General features: G+C 73.3%; 5 protein-coding genes. 3 read left to right on the forward strand and 2 right to left on the reverse strand.

Annotation, left to right across the window (positions count from 1 at the left end):
- Positions 1-331: hypothetical protein (locus IM725_RS19550; protein WP_227753966.1), on the reverse strand; the 331-nt coding region annotated here is incomplete at its 3' end.
- Between the two features lie 32 nt (positions 332-363).
- Here IM725_RS19550 and mnmA point away from each other — a divergent pair.
- The 3 genes from mnmA (at position 364) to IM725_RS19565 (ending at position 3,630) form a co-directional block, all read left to right on the forward strand.
- Positions 364-1,473: a tRNA 2-thiouridine(34) synthase MnmA gene (gene mnmA, locus IM725_RS19555; RefSeq protein ID WP_193782318.1), complete on the forward strand. Its 1,110-nt coding sequence runs from the start codon at positions 364-366 to the stop codon at positions 1,471-1,473.
- 67 nt (positions 1,474-1,540) lie between these two features.
- The gene (locus IM725_RS19560; protein WP_193782319.1) at positions 1,541-2,233 is read left to right on the forward strand and encodes a response regulator transcription factor; all 693 of its coding nucleotides are present in this window, start codon (positions 1,541-1,543) and stop codon (positions 2,231-2,233) included.
- Entirely contained in the window at positions 2,230-3,630 is a 1,401-nt protein-coding gene (locus IM725_RS19565; RefSeq protein WP_193782320.1) for a sensor histidine kinase, read from the forward strand. The genes IM725_RS19560 and IM725_RS19565 overlap by 4 nt, the downstream gene beginning before the upstream one ends.
- On the opposite strand, the gene IM725_RS19570 is transcribed toward IM725_RS19565, so the two are convergent.
- On the reverse strand, positions 3,615-4,856 hold a 1,242-nt coding region (locus tag IM725_RS19570; RefSeq protein WP_193782321.1), incomplete at its 5' end, for a DUF3443 family protein. The two genes, IM725_RS19565 and IM725_RS19570, sit on opposite strands and share 16 nt — an antisense overlap.

Genomic DNA, 4,856 nt, shown 5'->3' on the forward strand with positions numbered 1-4,856 from the left:
GGGCCGGCTGCGGCTTGGCAGGCTTCAGCGTGTCGGGCAGCTGGTCGGTGGCCTGCAGGGGCACGCTGGGTTCGACCCGGCGCGAGAACAGCTCCTGGCTGTCCGGGCTGGCCTGGGGCCGGGCCGGGCGCAGCGTGATGGCGCGGCTCGCACCGGGGCTGGGGCTGATGGGCTGCACGTACTGGTAGACCACGTAGCGCACCGCGGGCTCGATCGGGGAGTACTTCCACAGCAGCCAGATCACGGCCGCGTGCAGCACGCCCGCGGTCGCCAGGGCCGCGGGCGACATGCGCTGGGGCGGCAGCGACGGTGGTGTGGGCCGGTAGAGCATGGGGGGATGCCTGCGCTGGGATAATGGCACACATGGGTCGCAAACCGCGTGTGGTGGTCGGGTTGAGCGGGGGCGTGGACTCCGCGGTCACCGCGCACCTGCTCAAGCAGCAGGGCCACGAGGTCATCGCGATCTTCATGAAGAACTGGGAGGACGACGACGACGACGCGTACTGCTCGTCGCGCCAGGACTTCATCGACGCCACCAGCGTGGCCGACGTGCTGGGCATCGAGATCGAGCACGTCAACTTCGCGGCCGAGTACAAGGACCGCGTCTTCGCCGAGTTCCTGCGCGAGTACCAGGCCGGCCGCACGCCCAACCCCGACGTGCTCTGCAATGCGGAGATCAAGTTCAAGGCCTTCCTGGACCACGCCATGCGGCTGGGCGCCGAGAAGATCGCCACCGGCCACTACGCCCGCGTGCGCGAGCGCGAAGGCCGCTTCGAGCTGCTCAAGGGCCTGGACGAGACCAAGGACCAGAGCTACTTCCTGCACCGGCTGAACCAGGCCCAGCTCTCGCGCACCCTGTTCCCGGTGGGCGAGCTGCGCAAGAGCGAAGTGCGGCGCATCGCCACCGAGATCGGCCTGCCCAACGCGAAAAAGAAGGATTCCACCGGCATCTGCTTCATCGGCGAGCGGCCCTTCCGCGACTTCCTCAACCGCTACATCCGCAAGGAGCCGGGCCCCATCCGCGACGAGCGCGGGCGCGTCATCGGCCAGCACCACGGCCTGTCCTTCTACACACTGGGGCAGCGCCAGGGGCTGGGCATCGGCGGCGTGAAGGAAAAGGGCGCGCAGCGCGGCGGCGGCGAGCACGCGCCCTGGTTCGTGGCGCGCAAGGACATGGCGAGCAACACGCTGTGGGTGGTGCAGGGCCACGACCACCCCTGGCTGCAGTCGCTGGCGCTGGACGCGCAGGACGCCAGCTGGGTCGCCGGCACGGCGCCCGCGGCCGGGGCCTACGGCGCGAAGACGCGCTACCGCCAGCAGGACGCCGCCTGCGCGCTGGCCGCCGGCGCCAACGGCCACTTCCACCTGGACTTTCCGCAGCCGCAGTGGGCCGTCACGCCCGGGCAGTCGGCCGTGCTGTACGACGGCGAGGTCTGCCTCGGGGGCGGCGTCATCGGCGCAATGCCCGCCTGAGGCCGCTGTCGTATCCTTGCCGCGTTCGGGCTGCCGGTGGTCGGCGGCCGCATGACGAGGTGAAGCGATGAGGATCCTGCTGGCCGAAGACGACGCCGTGCTGGCCGACCTGGTGGTGCGCAGCCTGGCCCAGGCCGGGCACCGGGTGGAGCTGGCCCGCAACCTGGAGGACCTCGCCCACTGGTGGCGCGTGCAGTCCTTCGACGCCGTTCTGCTGGACCTGAACCTGCCCCAGGGCCCGCACGAGCGCAGCCCCATGGGCAGCGGCCTGTCCGCCCTGCGCGCGGCCCGCCTGCGCGGCGACCGCACGCCAGTGCTGGTGCTCACCGCGCGCGACCGCACCGAGGAACGCATCGCCGGGCTGGACGCGGGCGCCGACGACTACCTGGGCAAGCCCTTCGACCTGGGCGAGGTCGAGGCCCGGCTGCGTGCCCTGGTGCGGCGCGCCCACGGCACCGACGATCGCGTCGCCCTGGGCGCGCTGGTGCTGGACCGGCGGGCCGGGCGCTTCTTCCTGGGCGATCAGCCCTGGGACCTGCCGGCGCGCGAGTTCGAGGTCTTGCTGGAACTGATGACGCCGCCGGGCCGCGTGGTGAGCAAGCGCGAGCTCTCGCGCAAGCTCTCGGACGCCGAGGGCGTGCTGGGCGACAACGCGCTCGAGGCCTTCGTGTCGCGCCTGCGCAAGAAGCTGGCCGACACCGGGGTCGTGATCCGCACCCTGCGCGGGCTGGGCTACGTGCTCGAGGAAAACGCCGGGTGAGCGACGCGGCGCTGGCCAGGGGCAGCCTGCGCACCCGCCTGGCCTGGCACGTGCTGGGCCCGCTGGTGCTGACCTGGGCGCTGGGCACCGCCGTGCTGCTGGGCGTGGCCGAGAACTTCGTCGGCGAAGCCTTCGACCGCTCCCTGCTGGACGACGCCTACGCGCTGGCCTCTCAGGTGCGCGCGGAGCACGGGCAGGTGACGCTGCCGTTGTCCCCGCGCGAGCTCGCCACGCTGCTGTACGACCAGTCCGAATCGCAGTACTTCGCCCTCATCGCCGGCGACGGCAGCCTGGTCGCCGGGCAGGAGGCGCTGCAGCTGGCGGCAGGCGACACGCCGGGCTTCTCGGAAATCAATTTCCAGGGCCGGCCGCTGCGGGTCGTCACGGTGCAGCGCACGGCGCCCGCGCCCTTCACCGTGGTGATGGGCCAGACGACCGCCAGCCGCCGAACCCTGCTGCGCCGCGTGCTCGTCTACTCGGCGCTGCCGCAGGCCGTGCTGCTGCTGCTGCTGGCCCTGTGGCTGCGCCGCAGCATAGGCACCGACGTGGCGCCGCTGTCGCGCCTGGCGCAGGCGATCGGCCAGCGCCATGCGGACGACCTGGCGCCGCTGCCGCCCGAGGTGGCCTCCGCTGCCAGCACGCGCGACGTGCAGAGCATCGGCGTGGCCGTCGACTCCCTGCTGGCCCGGCTGCACCGCAGCGTGGACGCGCAACGCGAATTCGCCGGCAACGTGGCGCACGAGCTGCGCACGCCGCTGGCGGCCATCCGGGCCCACGCGGGGCTGGGCCTGGCGCAGGACGATCCGGCCGCCTGGCGGGAGCACCTGCAGGGGGTGGGCCAGGCGGAGCAGCGCGCCAGCCGCATGGTCGACCAGCTGCTGGCGCTGGCCCGGGCGGCCGAAGCGGGCACCGCGCTCAGGCGCGAGCGCATCGCCCTGGACGCGCTGGTGCGCGAGCTGATGCTGGCCTTCCTGCCGCGCGCCGACGCCGCCGGGGTGGACCTGGGCGCCGAGGGCCTGGACGAGCCGCTGGTGGTCGAATCGGACCGGGCCCTGCTGGAGGGCATCCTGTCCAACCTGCTGGACAACGCGCTGCGCTACGGCCGCGGCCAGCCGCCGCACATCACCGTGGGCCTGGCGCGCCAGGACGCAGAGGCGGTGCTCAGCGTGTGCGACAACGGGCCCGGGCTGGACGGCGTCACGGGCGACCTCGCCCACCGCTGGGTGCAGGGCGAGCGGGGCCAGCGCCTGGGCCAGGGCGCCGGGCTGGGCCTGGCCATCGTCTCGCGCTACGCCAGCCTGCTGGGCGGCACGCTGACGCTGGCGCCGGCGAGCGGCGGGCCGGGGCTGTGCGCGACGCTGCGCCTGCCGCTGCCCGCGCCTCAGAACGCCCAGTAGGGGCCGGGTCCGGCCGGCGTGCTGGCGCCGCGAAGCGCCACGAACACCGTGCGGCCGAAGAAGAAGGGCAGGCCCCAGTCGAAGGCGTTGCCCAGGCCCGCCGTCGAGCCGCCGACCGATCCCACCGTCGCGCTGGCGTCCAGCGAGGTCAGGGAGTCGACGGTGAAGGCGACCGGGCTGCTGGTGCCGCCCACCCCGGTCGGACTGGCCGCCCCGTTGATGGTGGCCGTCAGGGACAGGGGCTGGGGCGGGCAGTAGAAGCCGCTGCTGCCGCTGCACTGGGGAATGGACGCGTCCGGGAAGAACAGCCCGTTGGAGCCGCTGTCCAGGAAGCTGTTGGTGTACTTCGTCCCCTTGTAGGTCGTGCTGAAGTTGCCCTGCGCGTCGGCGCCGTAGATCGCGGCCGAACCCAGCGCGTTGTTGTCGCGCGTGCCGATGCCGAACACCAGGTTGCCCGCCAGGGAGGTCGCGCCCGTGGCAGGCACGGTGGGCAGCACCAGCGCCACGCCGTTGTTGTCGGTCGCGAAGCCGGCGGCCGGCTGCCTCAGCTGGGAGCTCAGGGGCGCCAGCGTGGAACTGCAGTTGCCGCTCGCGTCGCAGGCGTAGTACACGCCCAGCGAAGGCCGGGTCGCGCACAGCGTGCAATCCTGCGGCTCCAGGCCCACGCCCAGCAGTCCCTTGGCGCCCGAGCCGACGCCGAAGTTGGTGCCGGTGCTGGAGCAGCCCGAGGGGACCTGGGCGTAGGCGGTGCCCGTGTCGTTGACCACCTGCACCGGCAGGTTGGCCGCCGATTCACCGCCGATCTTCACGTCGGCGCGGCGCACCGCGCCCCAGGAGAAACCGCTGGCGAACTGCGCGCATTCGGCGAGCGCGCCCGACACCGGCGCCGGCTCGGCGGGCAGCGCCGTGGCGCCCAGGGCCGAGGCCAGAACCCGCAGGCCGGACGAGCCGGTGTCCACCAGCACGTGGTCGATGACCTGGCAGGTCTGGGTGCCCGGCGTGCAGACCGTGACGGTGACGAAGGGCGAGTTGAAGGCCGAGCCGTCGGTCCCGCCGTCGAGCATGACGGCCACCACGTTCGGGCCGGGGCTGACGGAGGTGCCGCCCGAGGTCGTCGTGCCGCTGCTGGTGCTGCCGGCCGACGGCGCCGGGCTGGGCGCGGGCGAACCGCCGCCGCCGCCTCCGCCACAGCCCGCGAGCAGGCCCAGCAGCAGGGACAGGAACAG

It is taken from the genome of Ramlibacter aquaticus, assembly GCF_015159745.1.
Taxonomy (GTDB): domain Bacteria; phylum Pseudomonadota; class Gammaproteobacteria; order Burkholderiales; family Burkholderiaceae_C; genus Ramlibacter; species Ramlibacter aquaticus.